The following is a 2,451-nucleotide window of genomic DNA, read 5'->3' as shown; positions in this document are numbered from 1 at the left end:
CTGCCGTCCGGGTTGTTGGGGCCGGTCACAGTGATCACCGAAAGATTTGGAAATTAACTATGGTAAAAATTGGTTTATTTGGCATCGGCCTCGACACATACTGGCCCCAGTTCGATGCGCTGCAAAACCGCCTCGCCGGTTACCTGGGAACCGTCGCCGGACGCCTGGCGGAGCTCGGCGCCACCGTTATCGACGCCGGTCTCGTCGACACCCCCGATAAAGCCTTCGCCGCCGGCGACCTCTTCAAACGCGAGGACGTCGACCTCGTTTTCTTGTACGTCACGACCTACGCCCTCAGCGCCACCGTCCTGCCCGTCGTCAAAAAAGCGGGTGTGCCGGTGATCGTGCTCAACTTATCCCCCGAACCCGCGATCGACTACGCGTCCTTTAACAAAATGACCGATCGGACAAAAATGACCGGCGAATGGCTCGCCTTTTGCGCCGCCTGTCCCGTCCCCGAGATCGCCAACGTCTTCAACCGCGCCGGCATCCCTTTCCACCAGGTCACCGGTCTGCTCCACGGCGACGAACGCGTCTGGCAGGAAGCCGCCGGCTGGATCGACGCCGCCCGCGTCGCCCGCACGATGTACTACAACCGTCTGGGCGTGATGGGGAGCTATTACGGCGGTATGCTCGACATCTATACCGATCTGACGCTCCAGTGCGCCACCTTTGGCGGGCACATCGAGGTGATGGAAGTGGATGAGCTGTCCGCCCTCGAGGCAACCGTCACCGACGCCGAAGTGGCCGCGAAACTCGACGACATCGGGCAAACCTTCGACGTCCAGCCCGACTGCTCCGCGGCCGAGCTCAAAAGAGCGGCCCGGACCGCGGTTGCCCTGGACAAACTGGTAACGAAGCACGCCCTGGGCTCCCTCGCGTATTACCACAAAGGCGCCGGCAACCCCGCCAACGAAAACGTTATGACCTCGGTCATCCTCGGCAACTCCCTGTTGACCGGCCGCCACGTCCCCGTTGCGGGCGAATACGAGATCAAGAACGTCCAGGCGATGAAGATCATGGACACCCTTGGCGTGGGCGGCTCGTTTACCGAATACTATGCCATGGATTTTGCGGACGAGGTCGTCCTGATGGGCCACGACGGTCCCTGTCACCCCGCGATCGCCGAAGGCCGTATCAAGGTACGCCCGCTCCAGGTATATCACGGTAAAGTCGGCCAGGGTCTGTCCGTCGAGATGTCCGTCGCCCACGGCCCCGTGACGCTGTTGTCGATCGCAGAGTACAAAGGCGCGCTCCGGTTCATCGTGGCCGAAGGCGAGTCCGTCGCCGGCCCCATCCTCGAGATCGGCAACACCAACAGCCGCTACAAATTCCCCCTGGATATCCGCACCTTCGTCGAATCCTGGAACCGCCACGGCCCCGCCCACCACTGCGCCGTCGGCCGCGGGCACATCGCCGCGGTCCTTCGCAAGCTCGCCCAGATACTCGGCGTCGAGATGGTCCAGGTATGCTGAACGGCGCCCCTTCGGGGCGCCTATGATACCTTGAACGGCTTCGTCATATACCCCTCGGCGGCGCGTTGCCTTCCAATCTTATCATACACCTCCGGATCATCCGGCGCCCACGTCGCCAGCCCATCCACATACCGGTTGTACATACAAAACGCCGCCGCTATCAACACCGCGTCGTGAATTTCCTTGTCGGAGGCGCCAGCAGCCCGCGCCGCCCCGATGTCGTCGGACGTAACCTTCTTCCCATCCTGCTGCACCTTACCCGCTATCACAAGCAACGCCTTCATCTTATCGCTGATGGCGGCCGTCGAAGGATCGGCAATCACCTCCTCCACCACCTGCCCGTTCCCGCCCAGCTGGTGCCTGGCAATGGCCCCATGCGTGCTCGCGCAATACTTACAGGTATTCAAACTCGACGTATACGTCGCGATCAGCTCCCGCTCCCCCGGCGTCAGGGTTGACGTCGATACATCGTGCAGCAGCACCTGCACCAGGTCATTCATCGGTTGCGCGGTCACCGGGCTATACATAAACAGGCTGCGGATACCGGGGTATCCTTCGGGGAGGGAAATATGCGGCATGTGTTTTTTTAGAAAGCTACGCAAAAAAATCACCGTTTTGGCGCGCGCACGATCGCCGTATCCGTAGGCAAAGACGACACCGTGTACCCCCCGGAGTCGAGCAGCGTATGCGGGAACTGAGCCTTCAAAGCGGCCCACCGTGACTTATCCACCGCAGACCCGTACAGGAACAACTCGCGGAGCGACGGCAGCCCCGCCAGCGGCGTCACATCCGAGACCGCGGTCGAAGAAAGGTTCAGATACCGCAGCTTCGTCAACGACGCCAGCGCGCCGACGGACCGCACGTGTGTATGATCCAGCCACAACCGCACCAGCCCATGACACCGCGCGATCAGCGCCAACGCCGAATCGCCCACCGGCAGATCCGACAGCTTCAGCGACACCACGTTGTCCGCCAC

The 2,451-nt window shown here is 61.9% G+C and carries 2 protein-coding genes and 1 pseudogene; 1 reads left to right on the top strand and 2 read right to left on the bottom strand.

Translation table 11 applies throughout. The features are described 5' to 3' along the window. The first annotated feature begins 59 nt into the window (after positions 1–59). Positions 60–1,475 (top strand): arabinose isomerase, encoded by a 1,416-nt coding sequence (locus tag VL547_RS13725; protein ID WP_325578692.1) that lies wholly within the window; start codon positions 60–62, stop codon positions 1,473–1,475. A gap of 20 nt (positions 1,476–1,495) precedes the next feature. Here the strand turns inward: VL547_RS13725 and VL547_RS13720 are convergent, their stop codons facing one another. Both VL547_RS13720 and VL547_RS13715 read right to left on the bottom strand, forming a co-directional pair. Beyond that, the gene (locus tag VL547_RS13720) at positions 1,496–2,053 is read right to left on the bottom strand and encodes a peroxidase-related enzyme (protein WP_325578690.1); all 558 of its coding nucleotides are present in this window, start codon (positions 2,051–2,053) and stop codon (positions 1,496–1,498) included. Between the two features lie 29 nt (positions 2,054–2,082). Beyond that, positions 2,083–2,451: pseudogene (locus VL547_RS13715) on the bottom strand (hypothetical protein); the annotation flags it as partial.

Origin of the sequence: Dinghuibacter sp. (genome assembly GCF_035492835.1) — a bacterium.
In the GTDB taxonomy this organism is placed as follows: domain Bacteria; phylum Bacteroidota; class Bacteroidia; order Chitinophagales; family Chitinophagaceae; genus Dinghuibacter.
The sequence above is the reverse complement of the archived record's forward strand: the minus strand, read 5'-3'. Positions and strand labels throughout refer to the sequence as shown.

What these genes read in the sequence shown, in the direction of transcription:
- VL547_RS13725 (WP_325578692.1), top strand. Translation starts at nt 60, where the DNA reads ATGGTAAAAATTGGTTTATTTGGCATCGGCCTCGACACATACTGGCCC.
- VL547_RS13720 (WP_325578690.1), bottom strand. Translation starts at nt 2,053, where the DNA reads ATGCCGCATATTTCCCTCCCCGAAGGATACCCCGGTATCCGCAGCCTG.